This window comes from Streptomyces colwelliae, from assembly GCF_048158785.1.
GTDB lineage: Bacteria > Actinomycetota > Actinomycetes > Streptomycetales > Streptomycetaceae > Streptomyces.
Genome location: NZ_JBLTJC010000047.1, coordinates 1 through 17,644, shown reverse-complemented (window position 1 = coordinate 17,644; position 17,644 = coordinate 1). Strand labels below are relative to the sequence as shown.

Here is a 17,644-nt window from a genome sequence, read left to right as displayed (position 1 = left end):
GCAAACGACAGATACCCGGCAGACGCTCACGCCCCCCAACCGGCCTGCCGCCCCCCAACCCGCTCAGCAACAATCCGCTCCTGCCACCCGCTGGAGCGATACGCAGCAATCGGGTCAGGGGCAAGCCCCTGCTCCTCCCGCACCTCACGCAGCAGCGGCCGTACATCCGTGTTGTAGGCGTCCATGAGCACGGCATTAGCCTCCAGCACATCCCCGGCACGCTGCGTAGCAGCCAACGCCACGGGGTCCACCAGCAACGCCTTAGCCGTAGCCTCCTGCACATTCATCACCGACCGGATGATCGCCGGAATCTTCGCCTCGATGTTGTGACACTGATCGAGCATGAAGGCGACATCAGCGGTGAACCCGCCACCCCGGATCACCTCGTACATGATCCGGAACAACTGGAACGGATCAGCCGCCCCCACCATCAGGTCATCGTCCGCATAGAACCGCGAGTTGAAGTCGAACGCCCCGAGCTTCCCCTCCCGCAGCAACGTGGCGACGATGAACTCGATATTGGTGCCGGGGGCGTGATGCCCCGTGTCGACCACGACCTGCGCCTTCGGCCCGAGCTTCAGACAGTGCGCGTAAGCCGTACCCCAGTCCGGGACATCCGTCGCGTAGAACGCCGGCTCGAAGAACTTGTACTCCAGCAACATCCGCTGCCCGTCCCCTAGCCGCTCGTACACCGCCGCGAGCGCCTCCGCCAACCGGTCCTGGCGCGCGCTCAGATCATCCTGCCCCGGATAATTCGTGCCGTCGGCGAACCACAGCTTCAGATCGGCGGAGCCCGTCGCGTCCATGATGTCGACGCACTCCAGCAGATGATCCAGCGCCTTGCGCCGCACCGCCGCGTCGGGATGACACACGCTGCCGAGCCGGTAGTCGTCGTCCTGGAACGTGTTGGAGTTGATCGCGCCGAGCTTCAGCCCGTGGTCCTGCGCGAACTTCCCCAGCGCCCCGAAGTCGTCGACCCGGTCCCAGGGGATGTGCAGGGCGACCGTAGGAGCCACGCCGGTGAACTCGTGGACCTTGGCGGCGTCCTCCAGCTTCTCCTGCGGAGTCCTAGGAACACCCTCCTGGGCGAAGACCTTGAACCGGGTCCCCGAGTTCCCGTACGCCCACGACGGCGTCTCGACTGCCTGGGTCCTGAGAGCGGCCTTCACCGCGGCGAGATCGGTCACTTGAGGGCTCCTGTGACGTGCGACGGAACGACGTGTGTATGAAACGATTCAGAGAGCGAAGTTATGAGCCCCCCGAAGGGGTGTCAAGCCCTACGGCGAAGCCTGTGGCCCGTGACTCCAATGTGACCTTTGGCTATCGAAAGTTTTTCGACGCGGACCCATTGACGTGACAAGGCTGGCGCGCCTAACGTCCCGGCAACCAAGTTGAAACCTTTCACGACGCTGTGAGGGCCCACCCGCCGGCGTCGTCGAGGAGCCCCTCATGACCCACCCGTCAGACGCGGGTCCGGCCCCGGTGCTCGCGCTCAAGGGCATCTCCAAGTCCTTCGGCGCGGTGCGCGCCCTGCGGGACGTGTCCCTCGAACTGTTCCCCGGTGAGGTGCACGCACTCGCCGGTGAGAACGGCGCGGGCAAGTCCACCCTCATCAAGACCCTCGCCGGTGTGCACCGGCCCGACGCCGGCCAGGTGCTGCTCGACGGCGCGCCCGTCCTCTTCCACGGCCCCGGTGACGCCCGCGACGCGGGAATCGCCGTGATCTACCAGGAGCCGACCCTCTTCCCCGACCTGTCGATCGCCGAGAACATCTTCATGGGCCGCCAGCCCCGCCGCGCGCTGGGCCGTATCGACCACAAGGCCACGTACGCGGCGACCGCCGACCTGATGAAGCGGCTCGGCGTCGAGCTCGACCCCGACCGCCCGGCGCGCGGGCTGTCCATCGCGGACCAGCAGATCGTGGAGATCGCCAAGGCGCTCTCCTTCGACGCCCGGGTCCTGATCATGGACGAGCCGACGGCCGCGCTCACCGGCAGCGAGGTGGCCCGCCTCTTCGGCGTCGTCCGCACCCTGCGCGAACAGGGCGCCGCCGTCCTGTTCATCTCGCACCGCCTGGAGGAGATCTTCCAGATCTGCCAACGCGTCACCACCCTGCGCGACGGCGCCCTGATCTCCAGCGAGCCGATCGACGGGATGACCGAGGACGATCTCGTACGGCGCATGGTCGGCCGCGATCTCGACGAGCTGTACCCCAAGCAGGACGTCGAACCCGGTGAAGTCGCCCTGAGCGTCAAGCGGTTGACCCGCGAGGGCGTGTTCACCGATGTCTCCTTCGACGTACGGCGCGGGGAGATCGTCGGTCTCGCCGGACTCGTCGGCGCCGGCCGTACCGAAGTCGCGCGGGCCGTCTTCGGCATCGACCGGTGGGACGCCGGCGGGGTCGAGGTCGACGGCAGGTCGCTGACGAACGGCGCCCCTTCGACCGCGATGGCCGCGGGCCTCGCCCTGGTCCCCGAGGACCGGCGCGCCCAGGGCCTCGTGATGGACATGTCGATCGAGCGGAACATCGGCCTGACCGGCCTGCGTACGACCGTGAAGGCGGGCCTCGTCGACCGCGGCGCCGAGCGCAGCCGTTCCCTCGACTGGGCGGTGAAGCTGCACGTCAAGTACGCGCGGATCGCCGACACCGTCAACACCCTGTCCGGCGGCAACCAGCAGAAGGTCGTCCTCGCCAAGTGGCTGGCCACCGGCCCCAAGGTGCTGATCGTCGACGAGCCGACCCGAGGTATCGATGTCGGGACCAAGGCCGAAGTGCACCGGCTGCTCAGCGAGTTGGCCGCCGACGGGGTCGCCGTCCTGATGATCTCCTCCGATCTGCCCGAGATCCTCGGCATGGCCGACCGCGTGCTGGTGATGCACGAGGGCCGGCTCACCGCCGAGATCCCCCGCTCCGAAGCCACCGAGGAAACCGTGATGGCCGCAGCCACCGGGAGGGCCGCCGCGTGAACAGGTCCTTCATGACGACCGCAGCTTTCGGGAGGGCCGCCGCATGACGGTTACGGCTCCCAATCCCGCGCCCGCCGCCGAGGTGCCCGAGTCGAGCAGCACCCGGCTGGTCGACCGTGTCTTCAAGATGCGCGAACTCGCCATCCTGGTCGTCTTCCTGGTGATGATCGGCATCACCCAGGCGGGCAACAGCCAGTTCCTGTCCGAGCAGGGCATCAAGGACCTGCTCCTCAACGCGACCATCCTGGTCCTGGTCGCCACCGGTCAGTCGCTGGTCGTCATCACCCGCAACGTCGACCTGTCCGTCGGCTCCACCCTCGGCATCACCGCGTTCGCCACCGGCACCTATCTCCAGGGCGGTGGCAACGCTGTCATCGCGATCCTGCTGGCAGTCCTGCTCGGTGTCGGACTCGGCCTGGTCAACGGGCTGTTGGTCAGTCTGGGGCAGGTGCCCGCGCTGGTCGTCACCCTCGGCACGCTCTACATCATCCGGGGCGTCGACTCCATCTGGGTCGGCTCACGGCAGATCACGGCCGCCGATCTCCCGGGCGGATTCGTGGACTTCGGCTCCGGCGGCCTTTCGGCCGTGCCCTGGCTGGCGATGATCGCGCTCGCCGTGCTGATCGCCACCGCCTACTACCTCAAACACTTCGGCAGCGGACGGGAGTTGTACGCGCTCGGCTCCAACCCCGAGGCCGCCCGCCTCGCCGGCATCCCCGTCCGCAAGCGGACCCTCGCCGCGTACACCTTCTGCGGCGGACTCGCCGGACTCGCCGGCGCGATGTACCTCGCCCGCTTCGGCAACGTCGACTCCGGCACCGGCACCGGCTATGAACTCACCGTGGTCAGCGCGGTGGTTGTCGGCGGTGTGGTCTTCACCGGGGGCTCCGGCAGCGTCTACGGCGCGGCCCTCGGCGCACTCCTGCTGACCTCCATCAACAGTGTGCTGCCCGCCCTCGGCGTCAGTTCCGTCTGGGTGCTCGCCATCAACGGCATCCTGCTCATCCTCGCCATCGCCGTCGACCGGATCGTCGCCCTGCGCGTGGCCACCGCACTGAAGAAGAGGAACGCCCGCCATGCCTGACTCGTTGACGCGTGCGATCCGCTGGGACACGGTCGTCGGCGCCCTCCTGATCGTCCTGCTGCTGTTCTCCTTCTCCTTCGTGGACGGCTTCGGCAACGCGCTGAACCTGTCGTTCCTGATCGGCAACACGCTCCCCATCGCGCTGATCGCCCTCCCGATGACCCTGTTGGTCGTCGCCGGTGAGATCGATCTGTCGGTCGCCTCCACGGCCGGCCTGTCGGGCGCGGTGATGGGCAAGTTGTGGAACGACGGCATGACTATCGAGACGATCATCCCGATCTGTCTGCTGCTGGGCGTGGTCTGCGGACTCGTCAACGGGCTGTTGGTCACCCGGCTGGGGCTGCCGTCCCTCGCCGTCACCATCGGCACGCTCGCCGCGTACCGGGGGATCGCGCAGATCGTGCTCGGGTCCGACGCGGTGACCGATTTCCCCACGCAGTACCTGGACTTCGCGTCCGGGCGGCTCGGGGGGACGTTCCTGCCGCGGGCGTTTCTGCCCTTCCTCGTGCTGCTCGCGATCGCCGTGGTCGTGCTGCACGCGACGCCGTTCGGGCGGTCGTTGTTCGCGATTGGCGCGAATGTGGAGGCTGCGCGGTTTGCCGGTATTCGGGTTCGGCGGCAGAAGCTGATCCTGTTCACGGTGACCGGGTTGATGGCTTCTCTCACCGGGGTTTTCTGGGCGCTGCACTACGCCAGTGCGCGCTATGACAATGCCACGGGGCTCGAACTCTCCGTCGTGGCAGCGGTGTTGCTCGGTGGGATCGATTTCGACGGCGGGAAGGGGACGTTGGGAGGTGCGGTCGCCGGTGTCTTTCTGCTCGGGGCGTTGCAGAACGTGATGAGCCTGCTGAACGTTTCGGCGCAGTCGCAGATTGTCGTCACCGGTGTGCTGCTCGTTGTTTCGGTGCTCGGCCCTCGGGTCGCACGCCAGATTGCCATCGCGAGGGCCGCTGCGCGCGCCGTCGGATAGGTCGTTCGAAAGCTGCCGGCCGGTTGTGGCTGGTCGCGCAGTTCCCCGCGCCCCTTAGGGGGCGCTCCACTCACCCTTCTGACAAAGGACCCCATCCCATGCGCAAAACATCCCTTCGTCGTGCCCTTGCGGCCCTCGTTGCCGTCACTTCTCTCACGCTCGTTGCCACCGCCTGTGGTGGCACCACGAAGAAGGACGTGAAGGACGAGAGCACCGGGTCGGCCGTCACCGGTGGCAAGGCCGATCCGAATGCCGCGCTCAAGAAGGGGCTCACCGTCGGGTTCCTGCCGAAGGCGGTCAACAACCCGTACTTCACGACGTCCGACAAGGGCGGCGAGAAGGCCCTCACCGAATTGGGCTCGAAGTACAAGGAAGTCGGCACGACCAGTGCCACCGACACCTCCGGTCAGGTCTCCTACGTCAACACGCTCACCCAGCAGCAGGTGAACGCGATCGCCGTGTCCGCGCAGGACCCGGGTGCCCTGTGCACCGCGCTCAAGCAGGCCATGAGCAACAAGATCAAGGTCGTCACCTACGACTCCGACACCAACCCCGAGTGCCGCAACGCCTTCGTCTCGCAGGCCAGCGCCGAGGACCTGGGCCGCACCGAGGTGCAGCTGCTCGCCCAGCAGATCGGCTACAAGGGCGAGATCGCGATCCTGTCGGCCGCGCAGACCGCGACGAACCAGAACACCTGGATCGGCTTCATGAAGGAGGAGTTGAAGGACCCGAAGTACAAGAACATCAAGCTGGTCAAGGTCGCCTACGGCAACGACGACGCCCAGCAGTCCTTCCAGCAGACCCAGGGCCTCCTCCAGGAGCATCCGAACCTGAAGGGGATCATCTCCCCGACCACCGTCGGCATCAAGGCCGCCGCTCAGTACCTGTCCGGCTCCAAGTACAAGGGCAAGGTCAAGCTGACCGGCCTCGGCACCCCCAACGACCTGCGCAAGTACGTCAAGAACGGCACCGTCGACGGCTTCGAGCTGTGGGACCCGGCGAAGCTCGGCGCCCTTGCCGCGCAGACCGCGGTGGCGCTGGTGTCGGGGCAGATCACCGGCAAGGAGGGCGAGACCTTCAAGGCCGGCGGGACGTCGTACACCATCGGCAAGGACGGCGTGATCAACCTGGGCAAGCCGACCGTGTTCAACCTGAAGAACATCGACCAGTTCAACTTCTAGTCCCCGAAATTCCAGAAGATCCCGAAGTCCCTTTTCCCCAAGGGGTGTTGATGCAGCGCGTGTGCTTCCTGCTGAAGGTCAGGGCGGACCGCCTCGACGAGTACCGCGAGCGGCACGCCGCCGTGTGGCCCGAGATGCTCGACGCACTCTCGGCCACCGGCTGGCACAACTACTCGCTCTTCCTGCGCGAAGACGGCCTGCTGGTCGGCTACTTGGAGACCGAGGACTTCGCCGCCGCCCAGGCAGGCATGGAAGCCACCGACATCAACTCCCGCTGGCAGGCGGAGATGGCGCCGTTCTTCGAGTCCCTGGACGGCGCCCGTCCCGACGAAGCGATGAAGCCCCTCACCGAGGTCTTCCACCTCGCGTGATCCCCCACAGGAGCCGCTCATGAGAAGACGTGCCGTGCTCGCGACCGCCATACTTGCGGCCGTGGCAACGCCGGGCATCGCACGGGCGGCCGACCCCGGCCCGTCCGTCACCAAGAAGAGCACCACCCAACTCGACGCCCAGGCCGTCTACTTCGTCTCGTACGACGGCCTGGTCAACAACAACTCGTTCCAGAAGAACGGCCTGTTGACCTACAAGGGCTACCAGTACGCGGCCTGGTACACGTCCACCAAGAACGCCGTCGTCGCCCGCCGGGTCCTCGGCGGCACCACCTGGTCGAAGATCACCCTCGCCCACACCCTCAAGAGCGCCGACTCCCACAACGTCATCTCCATGGGCGTCTCCCGGACCGACGGCCGTCTGCACCTCAACATGGACTCCCACAGCGACGGCTTCTTCTACGTCAAGTCGGTCGCCGGTCTCCTCGACAACCCGGCGTCCACCGCCTGGACTTCGGCCGTCCTCGGCGCCGTACAGACATCGCTGGACGGCGTGGCACTCACCAGCCAGTTCACGTACCCCCAGTTCATCGCCACCCCCGAGGGCAGGCTCCAGCTCAGCTACCGCGTCGGGATCTCCGGCAACGGCCGCAACGCCCTTGCCGAGTACGACGGTTCGGCCTGGACGGCGCTGGGGGAGTGGAGCGGTTCGACCGGCACCTACACCAGCGCGCACGGCTCCAGCACCGCCCGCAACATGTATCTGCACGGCATCGACTACGACGTGAACGGCCGACTGCATGCCTTCTTCACCTGGCGCGAGCAGTCCGCCGCCGTGATGTGCAACAGCGGCGGCATCACCAACCACGACACTGGTTACGTCTACTCGACCGACCGGGGCCGCAGTTGGCGCAACGACGCGGGAACTGCCGTAGGAACCACGGGCAGTTCGAACACCGTGGCCGTCACGGACGCCGGACTGGTCGTCGACCCGCTCGACCCGGACCACTCCCTGATGAACCAGGAGAGCCAGTCCACCGACTCGACGGGCCTTCCGCACGCGATCATCAGCTACGTCCCCGGCCGCTTCGGCCAGTGCACCACCAACTACGTCACCGACCGCACCGCCAACGGCCGCGCCTTCCACGTCCGCAAGAACTCCGCCGGCACCTGGCAGAAGACCGAGATCCCCATCGCCCTGAACTCCACCCAGCGCACCAAGCTGGTCCTGGACAAGTACGACAACGCCTACGCGGTCCTGCCCTACGGCCGTATCGCCGGGGCCTCGAAGTCCTCCGGGTACACCGACTGGGCGCTGCTGTACGACGGGAGCGGCCTGAACGCGTTCGGTGAGGTCGTCATCGACGAGTTGCGGGTCAAGGCGGACAACGTGCTGTCGTTCATGTACCAGGAGAAGTCGAGCGGTACGACCCCCTCGGCACTCCACGTCGTCGACTTCGCCCTGCCCGCGTGAGCGGCACGGTCGAAGGAGTCGGCACAGGTCATGGCGGTAATGTGAAGACCTGCCCGCCGTCCCACGTCACCCTGGAGGTCTCCGCCTGATGGCCCAGCCGGTGGGTATCAAGGACGTCGCCCGTGCCGCCGGAGTCTCCGTCGGCACGGTCTCGAACGTCATCAACCGCCCGGACACCGTCGCCACGGAGACCCGGGCCCGGGTGCTGTCCGCGATCGACCGGCTCGGCTACGTCCGCAGCGAGTCCGCGCGCCAGCTGCGCGCCGGCCGCAGCCGGATCATGGGGCTGCTCGTCCTCGACATGGGCAACCCGTTCTTCGTGGACGTGGCCCGCGGCGCCGAGCGCGCCGCGCGTGAATCTGGGCTCGGCGTGATGGTCTGCAACAGCGCGCAGAGCCCCGTCGAGGAGGCCGACTACCTCTCGCTCTTCGCCGAACAGCGGGTGCGGGGCGTGCTGTTGACCCCGGCGGACGCGACCGGCCGCAACATCGAGTCGTTCCGTCGGCACGGCATTCCCTTCGTACTCGTCGACCGCGTCGCCGAGGGCACCACCGAGTGCTCGGTCTCCGTCGACGACGTCGCCGGCGGCGCGCTCGCGGTGCGGCATCTGATCGACGCCGGGCACCGCTCCATCGCGTACGTCAGCGGTCCGCCCGGCTTCAACCAGGTGCGGGACCGCCGTACGGGCGCGAAGAACGCGCTCGCCGAGGCCGGTCTCGACCCCGACGCGCTGCGCGAGCTGCCCACCGACCGGCTCGACGTGGCCGCCGGGCGTGACGCCGGGGCCCGGCTGCTCGGCCTCGCCGACCGGCCCACGGCCGTCTTCTGCGCCAATGACCTCCTCGCCCTCGGCGTGCTTCAGGCCATGTACGCGGCCGGGGTCGGCGTCCCGGACGACCTCGCGATCGTCGGCTACGACGACATCGAGTTCGCCGCCGCGGCGGCCGTACCGCTCACCTCGGTCCGCCAACCCGCCGTCACCATGGGCGCGTTGGCCGCCGAGCTGCTCCTGGAGGAGACCGAGGCGGAGGCGGACACGGCGGCTCGCCCGCACGAGCACCGGCGGGTCGTGCTCCAGCCGGAACTGGTGGTGCGCCGCTCCAGCCTCGCCGCCCGCTGACCCATCGGTCAGTAGCGATCCACAGGATTTCATGATCCAGGGGGTCGGATATCGGACGCGCATGTGCTGAGATGTGACGCGGCCCGTAAACCGTCCGTCCCAGGAGCCCCGTTGTCCGTCAGCTATCGCCAGCCCGGCGTCGTCCTCACCGACCGCCACTTCACCGTGCCCCTCGACCACGAGGACCCCACGGGCGAGACCATCGAGCTCTACGCCCGTGAGGTCGTCGCGAGCGACAAGGCGCACCGCGAGGACCTGCCGTGGCTGCTCTACCTGCAAGGCGGACCCGGATTCGGGGCGAATCGTTTCGTCGGAAGGCAGGCTTGGCTCGGCCGCGCCCTCGACGAGTACCGCGTGCTCCTCCTGGACCAGCGCGGCACCGGCCACTCCACCCCGCTCACCCGGCAGACCCTCCCGCTGCGCGGCGGCCCCGCCGAGCAGGCCGAGCACCTCACGCACTTCCGCGCCGACTCGATCGTCCGGGACTGCGAGACGATCCGCCCGGCCCTCACCGGCGGCGCCCCCTGGACCGTCCTGGGCCAGAGCTTCGGCGGCTTCTGCACGGTGAACTACCTGTCCACCGCCCCCGAAGGCCTGCGCGCCGCCGTCCTCACCGGCGGTCTGCCGTCCCTCGACGCCCATGCCGACGACGTCTACCGGGCCGCCTACCCGCGGATCGAACGCAAGGTCGCCGCCCACTACGACCGCTACCCGCAGGACGTGGACCGGGCCCGCCGCATCGCCGAGCACCTGACGCGGCACGAGCCGGTCCTCCCCAACGGCTACCGGCTCACCGTCGAGGCCTTCCAGTCCCTCGGCATCATGCTCGGCGGCAGCGAGGGCAGCCACCGCCTCCACTTCCTCCTCGAGAACGCCTTCGTCCGCACCCCGCAGGGCTTCGAGCTCTCCGACGCGTTCCAGGAAGAGGTCCAGAACTCCCTCTCCCACGCCGGCCACCCCCTCTACGCCCTCGTCCACGAGGCGTGCTACGCCCAGGACAGCCGCCCCACCGCATGGTCGGCGGAGCGCGTGCGCGCCGAGTTCCCGCAGTTCGACGCGGCCAAGACCCTCGCGGGCGACAGCCCCCTCCTCTTCACCGGCGAGACCATCCACCCCTGGATGTTCGACTGCGACCCCGCCCTGCGCCCGCTCCGCGACACCGCCGAACTCCTCGCCGCCCACACCGCCTGGCAGCCGCTCTACGACCCCGCGCGCCTCGCCGCCAACGAGGTCCCGGTCGCCGCGGCCGTCTACCACGACGACATGTACGTCGACGCGACCCACTCCCTCCAGACCGCCCGCGCGATCCGCGGCCTGCGCACCTGGGTCACCGACGAGTTCGAGCACGACGGGGTCCGGGCCGGCGGCCCGCGCGTCCTGGACCGGCTGCTGGCCCTCACGCGGGACGAGGCCTGAGGGGGCTCCATCGGGTGGCCGTAGCGGACATGCCGCATCGAAATTCCCGGCATAAGGTTCATTTCGATGAATACCAAGTCGATGAGTACCAAGTCACTCTGTCGGGCCCGCCCGGCCGCCCTGGTCCTCGCCGTCGTCGCGGCGAGCACGGTCGCGCTGGTGTCGTGCGGCGACGACAACGACAGCAGCGGTAGCAGCAGTGCGCAGGCTTCGACGCCGGACGCGTCATCCTTCTCGGGGATGACACCGTCGGCCCTGAAGTCGGCCGCTTCCTCGGCGGTGGCGTCGGCCCGCGCCGAGGCCTCCGCCCTGGCGTCCTCCGCGTCGGCCGCGGCGTCCTCCTTCGAGGCATCGGTGTCGGCCGAGGTGGCCCGTGCGAGCAAGGATGCCCAGAGCGAGCTCAAGGACGTCGAGGGTCAGGGCAACGCGATGTCGGACGTCGCCATGACCGGCAAACCGCGCGCCCAGACCAGCGGACTGCTCGCCGTCGTCGTCACCATCACCAACAAGACCGACAAGAAGGCGTCCTACGCCGTCCAGGTCGACTTCCTCGACTCCTCGGGGAAGGTGGTGGAGACCCGCTACGTCGGCGCCGAGAACCTCGCCCCCGGCGCGAAGGCCCAGCCGATCGCCATCAGCACCAAGCCGCCGGAGCCGGTACTGACCCCGAAACTGGCGAAGGCACAACGCTATTGAGCGAGCTGTTGGGCAACGGACGTCTCAGCGCCGGGAGTTGGGTCCGCGCCGACGGCCGGATCGCTGAGATGTGCGTCCTGTCCGAGCTGGAACGGCTCACCCGCCCCGACATGAACGGGCCAGTACGCTGAACGACATGGAAGATCACATAGCGGCCCGCTCCGACCTCCGCGGCGACTGCGAGCGCTGCTTCGGGCTGTGCTGTGTGGCGTTGCCCTTCGCCGTCTCGGCCGACTTCGCGGCCGACAAGGCAGCCGGGACGCCGTGCCGGAATCTTCAGGACGATCACCGCTGCGGTATCCACGCGAAGCTCCGGCCGAGCGGCTTCACCGGCTGCACGGTCTACGACTGTTTCGGCGCCGGGCAGCAGGTCTCCCAGGTCACCTTCGCCGGACAGGACTGGCGTACGGCTCCCCGGGAGCAGGCCCGCCGGATGTTCGACGTGTTTCCCGTCGTACGGCAGCTCCATGAACTGCTCTGGTACCTGACCGAGGCGCTCACCCTGCCCGCAGCCGCCCCCGTGCACCCCGACCTGCGCCGGGCCCTGGCCCGTACCGAGGAACTCACGCGCGGGACCCCCGAAGAGCTCGGCGCGCTCGATGTGGGCGCGCATCGGCAGACGGTCAACGAACTCCTGCTGAGGACCAGCGAGTTGGTGCGCGCCGGAGTGCGCGGCAAGAAGAAGGCGCGGCGGGGTGCCGACCTCATGGGTGCCCGGCTCAAGGGTGCCGATCTGAGCCGGGCCGATCTGCGCGGCGCCTACCTCATCGCCGCCGATCTCACCGGGGCCGACCTGCGCGGTGCGGATCTGATCGGGGCCGATCTGCGGGACGCCGATCTCACGGACGCGGATCTGACCGGCGCGTTCTTCCTCACCCAGCCCCAGGTCAACGCGGCCCGGGGGAGCGCCGGGACCAGGCTGCCGGAGTCAGTCGTCCGTCCCGTGCACTGGACAGCGGGGCTCTGAGCCGCCGTCGCCGGGGACAGCTGCCGCTTCTTCAGCCGGCGCCGACATCGTGCGTCGGTCCAGGTGCAGGCGCAGCCCCTCCGGCATCAGCGTCAGACGCTCGGTCACGCGCAGCCGGTACGCCGGGTCGGGGCGCAGCTCGTAGCGGCGCAGCAGCAGGCCGAGGACCAACGTCGCCTCGTGCAGGGCGAATTGGCGGCCGATGCAGGCCCGCGCCCCCGTCCCGAACGGCTTGAAGGTGTGCGGGGCGCGCGAGCGTACGGCCTTGGCGTCGAAGCGGTCCGGGTCGAACTCCTCGGCGTCCGCGCCCCACACCTCGGGGTCGCGGTGCAGCATCGGTGTGAGGATCAGCGCCCAGGCGCCCCGGCGCATCGGGTGGACCCCGCTGAGTTCGGTGTCGCGGGTGGCCTCGCGGGCGTAGGCGGGGGCCGTCGGCCAGAGCCGTAGCGACTCGTCGAGGACCCGGCGGACGTAGCGCAGCTTGGCGACCTGGTCGTAGCCGGGGGCCTCGGTGTCGCCCCACACCTGGTCCACCTCCGCGCGGGCGCGGGCCGCGATCTCCGGGTGGCGGGCGAGGTAGTGCAGCGCGAAGGACAGGGAGCCCGAGGTCGTCTCGTGGCCGGCGACGAGGAAGGTGATGACCTGGCGGCGGACGTTCTCGGGGGAGAGGCGTTCGCCGGTCTCCGGGTGGGCCGTGTCGAGCATCCGGTCCAGGAGGTCGCCGGCGCCGTCCCCGCTCGCCTTCCGGCGGGTCCGCACCATCTCGTCGACCGTGCGGTTGAGACAGGCGATGTCCGCCTCGTTGCGGCGAATCGCGGTGCGCAGCAGGAGCGGGGCCAGCGGCGACGGTACGGCGTTGAGGCGCTGCGCGTAGCTGAGCGTGCCCACCATCGCCGTCACGAAGGGGTGTGGGCGGTCGCGTTCGAAGGAGCCGAAGTCGTGGCCGAAGCCGGTGCGCGAGATCGTCTCCAGGGTCAGCTTGGTCATGTCGCCGGGGACGTCCACCGAGCGCCCGGCGGCCAGTTCACCGTCCCAGTGGTCCGTGAGCCGCTCGGCCACGGACAGCATCATCGGGTGGTAGCCCGCCATCGCCTCGCGGCTGAAGCCGGGGGCCAGGACGTCGTGCGCCAACTGCCAGTTGGGCTCGTGGTTGTACGCCGTGAACAGCCCGTCCCCGGCGACCGGCCGCAGGTTCGCGACTCCCAGACCGACATGCTTGGCGAACCGCGACTCGTCCGCCATGTCGGCGACCAGGTCGGCGCCCCACACGAACACGAACTCCTTGCCGAAGGCCTTCCGCCGGAAGATCGGGCCCAGTTGACGGGCGAAGCGGAGCGAGTCCTGGAGGGGAGTGCGGCGGTCGGCGCCGATGATGTCGCCGAGGATCGGGACCCGGCGCGGGGGATGCGGGATGCGGTCGAGGCGGGGCCAGCCCTGCTCGGCGTCCCGGAATCCCTTCGGCAGCGCGGTCGGCGTCACCGTCGTCGTCTCCGCCATGACGCGATCTCCCTTGAGTCAGCGGCAGGTTGAGCCTGTTGTACGTGGGTTCAATAGCGGATTCCAGTGTGATCCCGCTGTTGAACCGACGTCAAGTAAAGTGCGGGAATGGCCGCGAACCAGGGTGAGCGCACGCGCCGCCGGCTCAGCACCGAGGAGCGTCGGGAGCAACTCCTCACGGTGGGCGCGCGGTTGTTCTCGGAGGATCCCTACGACGACGTGTGGATCGAGCAGGTCGCCGAGATCGCCGGGGTCTCGCGCGGGCTGCTCTACCACTACTTCCCTACCAAGCGGGACTTCTTCGCGGCCGTCGTCGAGCGCGAGAGCGAGCGGATGCTGCGGATGACCGAGGCCGTGCCGGGTGTACCGGCCCGCGAGCAGCTCGCCGTCGCCCTCGACACGTATCTGGAGTACGTGCACACCCACGCGCACGGCTATCGCGCCTTCCATCGAGCTGACGCGGCAGGGGACCAGACCGTACGGCGGGTCTATCAGCGGGCGTTGGCGGCGCAGGAGCGGCAGATCCTGGCCGCGCTCGCCGCCGATCCCGAGTTCGGGCCGGCCGTGGCGGAGCGACCCGACGCGAAGCTCGCGGTGCGCGGGTGGCTGGCGTTCACCACCGCCGTCTGTCTGGAGTGGCTGCGGGCGCCGGAGTTGAGCCGGGAGCAGGTGCGTGATCTGTGCGCACGGGCACTGTTGGGCGTCCTCTCGCTCTGAACGCCTCTCGTGGCGCTCGCCCCGGACGACTTCTGTAGAGATTGCGTGGCGTGGTTGGCGTGCGCCCCGATCTTCGGTAAGTTAGGCAAGGCTTACCTAGGGAGGTTCAGGGATGGGTGACAGCCAGACGTGGACGGCCGTGCCTGCCGCGGCCGAGCGAGCCCGCTCGGTGCTCGCCGCCGCATGGTCCTGCGCGGTGACCGCGGAGGGCGGTCGCGAGGAGTTCGTCGGTGCGCACAGCGTGGACGACGACGGCCGGGTGCTCCTTCAAGTGCCCGAGGACAGCGCCCTGTTGTCGGCCGCGATCTGCGCGCCGCGCGGAGAGCCGTCCGCCGTCCTGGAGTTCGCGGACGTCGCACCCGTCCCCGTGCGCAACCGTATCCGAGCCAGGCTGTGGCTCGCCGGGTGGTTCGTGCCCGAGGAGGGTCAACTCGCCTTCCGGGCAACGCGCGTGGTGCTCCGCCCGCCGACCGGCGCGGTCGTCGTCGACCTCGACGAGTTCGCCGCCGCCGAACCCGACCCGCTGGCCCTGGCCGAGGCCCAACTGCTGACCCACCTCGCCGACTGCCACTCCGACGCGGTCGAGCGGCTCACCCGACTCGTCGAACCCGACAGCCTGCACGGCGCGGTCCGCGTCCAGCCCCTCGCCGTGGACCGGCACGGACTGACGCTGCGCATCGAGCGCGCCCGCGCCCACGGCGACGTACGACTGCCGTTTCACGCGCCCGCCGACTCCGTCACCCACCTCACCGAGCGCATGCATGTGCTGCTCACCCAGGCCAGCGCGGCGTCCTGCCCGCGCCCCCTACAGCGGCAGCGCACAGACGGCGACCGGTGACGCGAACGGCTCGCCCGCGAGGGCGAGTTGACCCGTGCTGTCGTCCACGTGGAACACGCTCACCGTGCTCGATTTCTGGTTCGCGGTGAACAGCAGCGTCCCGTCCGGTGAGAGCGCGATCTGCCGCGGGAAGTCACCGGACACCGGCACCGTGCCGAGCAGCCTGAGCCGGGCGCCGTCGGCCTCGACGGCGTACCGGGCAAGGGTGTTGTCGCCGCGGTTGGCGAGAAAGGCGTACGCGCCGTTCGACGTCACCAGGATCTGCGCCGGGTAGTTGGTGGCGTCGCCCGTGCTGCCGCTGGACTGCGGGTCGCCGATCGAGAGGGCGCCCGTGGCCGGGTCGTAGGCGCAGACCGCGATGGTGTCGTCGACCTCGTTCGCCAGGTAGGCGTACCGGCCGCCGGGATGGAACGTGAGGCTGCGCGGGCCCGCGCCCGCGCGGGTGTGCGCCTGCGAGACCTCGGTGAGCGTGCCCTTCGTGGTGTCCAGGCGGTAGGTGTACACCGTGTCGGTGCCCAGGTCGACGGCGAGGACATGACCGCCGTCGGGACTGGTCACGAACTGGTGCGCGTGCGGGCCGTCCTGGCCCGGGCCCGGCTGCGGACTGGAGTGTTTGACCAGCGCGGTGCGTTCGCCGAGCGCGCCCGAGGTGTCGATGGGGTGCACGGCCACGCTGCCGGACGTGTAGTTCGCGCTGAGCAGCCAGCGCCCGGTGGGGTGCACGGACAGATGGCAGGGGCCCGCCCCGCCGGTGCTCCGCGCGCCGAGGACCGTGCGGTCCGCCAGCCGTACGGCGGTCACCGCGCCGGCCGTCTGCTCGTCGACCGCGTACAGCGTGCGGCCGTCGGGATGCACGGCGAGGTACGACGGGTCGGCGACCCCGGTGAGCGTGCCCGCGCCGGTGATCTGCCCGGTCGACGCGTCGTAGGTGGCCAGGCCGATGCCCGTGCCGCCGCCGTCGACCGAGGTGTACGTGCCGAGGTACAGGGCGCGGGGGCCGGAAGCCTTGGCGGGGCGGCGGGTGCCGGGTGCCGGTGCCTTCGCGGCCGACGATTCCGGCGTGGTCGTACGGGACGATTCCGGATCCGCGGGTGTTGCGGCCGGTGCGGGGACCGCGATCACCGCCGCGGTTCCGCCCAGGGCGCCGATGAAACGGCGCCTGCTCCAGCCCTCGCGTGACGCCTCCGCACCACTCGTCATACCCACACCCTCAGGTCGTCGCTTGCCCCGGTCGTCACAGCAACCTTGGCGTGCGGGGCCTGTCGAGCGCAAGACCGGCAACGGGCGTTGCATCCAGTGCAACGTGATGGTGGCCTACCAGTCGCCGTCCTCCACCGGCCTGCCCTGCGCGTCCTTGAGCGGCCGCACCTGGTCGGGCGTGGGCTGCTGCCAGGGTTCGTGGTCGTCGCCCAGCCAGTCGCCGACCGGCTTCACCGCCTCCAGGGTGTCGGCGGGGGTCAGATCCTCGGCGTCCTGGTCGTAGTAGTCGAACCAGGGGAGCCCCGCCCGGGTGTACGCGGCGCGGTCCACCGGCGACGGCGGCGGGGCCTCGCCGGTGATGCGGCGCCACTCCGGGGGCGTCACCAGGTGCACGAACACCCGCCCGGCGGGCTCCTCGGCCCAGGCCTTCAGCGGGCGGTCGTCCTCGTAGACCTCCTGGCGCATCGAACCGCCGACACCGAGCCCCATGGCAGCGGCGGCCCGGGGGCCCGGTGCCGGCGGAGCGCCGGGTGCGGGGGCGGCCTGCGCGGACATCATCGGCATGGCGGGCATGCCGTAGCCCCCGGTCGGCAAGGCCGTCGTTCGCGTCCGCTCCGAGCGGCGGCGCTCCGCCTCGCGCCACCTGGCCAACTCCCGCTCGCCGAGCGGGAAGGACTGGAGCTGGACGCCGCCCCACACCTCCTCGCCCGTGACCTGTCCCTCGACCGTCGCACCGAGGCCGAGCGGGACCGCCACGAACTGACGGACGGTCCCCTTGCCGGAGTTGATGCCGTCGAGCCACGGCTGGCGGGGCAGCACCACATAGTTCTGCGGGTTCCGGGACAGGCGGTCGCTCCACGGCTTCCCCGAGACGGCGCACACCTTGCCCACCCCGACCTGGAGAGCGGCGGGCTCGGCCGTGCCCGCGAAACTCAGCCACATCGCCTCGCGCAGATACACCGGCAGCATCACCCCGCCCCGCGCCCGCCACTCCTCGGGCACCGTGTCCGGGAAGTCCGCGACCCGCCGGACCGGGAACTCGCCGAGCCCCGGCGGCAACGGATACGTGCCCGTCTCGGGCAGACGCAGGGTGCGGACGAAGCGCACCGCCACCCCACCGGGCAGCCGCAAGGTGTTCCCGTCGATCCGTACGGTGCTGTCCGCCATGCGCCCGCCCCCATCGCTCTG

17 protein-coding genes are annotated in these 17,644 nt (G+C 69.7%); 13 read left to right on the top strand and 4 right to left on the bottom strand.

From position 1 onward, the window contains the following. Positions 1 to 26 precede the first annotated feature (26 nt). Positions 27 to 1,187 (bottom strand): L-rhamnose isomerase, encoded by a 1,161-nt coding sequence (gene rhaI, locus ACNFOC_RS12760; RefSeq protein WP_416959230.1) that lies wholly within the window; start codon positions 1,185 to 1,187, stop codon positions 27 to 29. Positions 1,188 to 1,449: 262 nt separating this feature from the next. On the opposite strand from rhaI, the gene ACNFOC_RS12755 reads away from it, so the two are divergent. The 11 genes from ACNFOC_RS12755 to ACNFOC_RS12705 all read left to right on the top strand — a co-directional run bounded on the left by ACNFOC_RS12755 (position 1,450) and on the right by ACNFOC_RS12705 (position 12,204). Beyond that, complete coding sequence (locus ACNFOC_RS12755; RefSeq protein ID WP_416959229.1) at positions 1,450 to 2,967, top strand: sugar ABC transporter ATP-binding protein; 1,518 nt, start codon at positions 1,450 to 1,452, stop codon at positions 2,965 to 2,967. A 43-nt stretch (positions 2,968 to 3,010) separates the two neighbouring features. Beyond that, positions 3,011 to 4,051: an ABC transporter permease gene (locus ACNFOC_RS12750; protein ID WP_365299307.1), complete on the top strand. Its 1,041-nt coding sequence runs from the start codon at positions 3,011 to 3,013 to the stop codon at positions 4,049 to 4,051. Further along, positions 4,044 to 5,021, top strand: a complete 978-nt coding sequence (locus ACNFOC_RS12745; protein ID WP_416959228.1) for an ABC transporter permease — start codon at positions 4,044 to 4,046, stop codon at positions 5,019 to 5,021. Before ACNFOC_RS12750 ends, ACNFOC_RS12745 begins: the two co-directional genes overlap by 8 nt. 98 nt (positions 5,022 to 5,119) lie before the next feature. Continuing rightward, positions 5,120 to 6,202, top strand: a complete 1,083-nt coding sequence (gene rhaS / locus ACNFOC_RS12740) for a rhamnose ABC transporter substrate-binding protein (protein ID WP_416959227.1) — start codon at positions 5,120 to 5,122, stop codon at positions 6,200 to 6,202. A 50-nt stretch (positions 6,203 to 6,252) separates the two neighbouring features. Next, the gene (locus ACNFOC_RS12735; protein ID WP_033278944.1) at positions 6,253 to 6,573 is read left to right on the top strand and encodes an L-rhamnose mutarotase; all 321 of its coding nucleotides are present in this window, start codon (positions 6,253 to 6,255) and stop codon (positions 6,571 to 6,573) included. Between the two features lie 19 nt (positions 6,574 to 6,592). Then, positions 6,593 to 8,005, top strand: coding sequence for a BNR repeat-containing protein (locus ACNFOC_RS12730; protein ID WP_416959226.1), 1,413 nt, complete (start codon positions 6,593 to 6,595; stop codon positions 8,003 to 8,005). Positions 8,006 to 8,093: 88 nt separating this feature from the next. Next, the gene (locus ACNFOC_RS12725) at positions 8,094 to 9,125 is read left to right on the top strand and encodes a LacI family DNA-binding transcriptional regulator (RefSeq protein WP_416959225.1); all 1,032 of its coding nucleotides are present in this window, start codon (positions 8,094 to 8,096) and stop codon (positions 9,123 to 9,125) included. Between the two features lie 111 nt (positions 9,126 to 9,236). Continuing rightward, complete coding sequence (locus ACNFOC_RS12720) at positions 9,237 to 10,541, top strand: alpha/beta fold hydrolase (protein ID WP_416959224.1); 1,305 nt, start codon at positions 9,237 to 9,239, stop codon at positions 10,539 to 10,541. Between the two features lie 81 nt (positions 10,542 to 10,622). Then, positions 10,623 to 11,237 (top strand): FxLYD domain-containing protein, encoded by a 615-nt coding sequence (locus ACNFOC_RS12715; protein ID WP_416959223.1) that lies wholly within the window; start codon positions 10,623 to 10,625, stop codon positions 11,235 to 11,237. Continuing rightward, the gene (locus tag ACNFOC_RS12710; RefSeq protein WP_416959222.1) at positions 11,234 to 11,368 is read left to right on the top strand and encodes a hypothetical protein; all 135 of its coding nucleotides are present in this window, start codon (positions 11,234 to 11,236) and stop codon (positions 11,366 to 11,368) included. Before ACNFOC_RS12715 ends, ACNFOC_RS12710 begins: the two co-directional genes overlap by 4 nt. A 5-nt stretch (positions 11,369 to 11,373) precedes the next feature. Further along, on the top strand, positions 11,374 to 12,204 hold the full coding sequence (locus ACNFOC_RS12705) for a pentapeptide repeat-containing protein (protein WP_416959221.1): 831 nt from the start codon (positions 11,374 to 11,376) through the stop codon (positions 12,202 to 12,204). On the opposite strand, the gene ACNFOC_RS12700 is transcribed toward ACNFOC_RS12705, so the two are convergent. Continuing rightward, complete coding sequence (locus tag ACNFOC_RS12700; protein WP_416959220.1) at positions 12,166 to 13,701, bottom strand: cytochrome P450; 1,536 nt, start codon at positions 13,699 to 13,701, stop codon at positions 12,166 to 12,168. The genes ACNFOC_RS12705 and ACNFOC_RS12700 overlap by 39 nt on opposite strands. 108 nt (positions 13,702 to 13,809) lie before the next feature. Here ACNFOC_RS12700 and ACNFOC_RS12695 point away from each other — a divergent pair, with 108 nt between their 5' ends. After that, positions 13,810 to 14,418, top strand: a complete 609-nt coding sequence (locus tag ACNFOC_RS12695; RefSeq protein WP_416959219.1) for a TetR/AcrR family transcriptional regulator — start codon at positions 13,810 to 13,812, stop codon at positions 14,416 to 14,418. A gap of 112 nt (positions 14,419 to 14,530) precedes the next feature. Continuing rightward, positions 14,531 to 15,256, top strand: coding sequence for a DUF2470 domain-containing protein (locus ACNFOC_RS12690; RefSeq protein ID WP_416959218.1), 726 nt, complete (start codon positions 14,531 to 14,533; stop codon positions 15,254 to 15,256). Here ACNFOC_RS12690 and ACNFOC_RS12685 read toward each other — a convergent pair. Together ACNFOC_RS12685 and ACNFOC_RS12680 are read right to left on the bottom strand one after the other, a co-directional pair. Next, entirely contained in the window at positions 15,224 to 16,456 is a 1,233-nt protein-coding gene (locus ACNFOC_RS12685) for a lactonase family protein (RefSeq protein WP_416959217.1), read from the bottom strand. The genes ACNFOC_RS12690 and ACNFOC_RS12685 overlap by 33 nt on opposite strands. A 114-nt stretch (positions 16,457 to 16,570) precedes the next feature. Continuing rightward, positions 16,571 to 17,623 carry a hypothetical protein gene (locus ACNFOC_RS12680; RefSeq protein WP_416959252.1) on the bottom strand — a complete coding sequence of 351 codons (1,053 nt, stop codon included), beginning with the start codon at positions 17,621 to 17,623 and terminating at the stop codon, positions 16,571 to 16,573. Between the last annotated feature and the right edge of the window lie 21 nt (positions 17,624 to 17,644).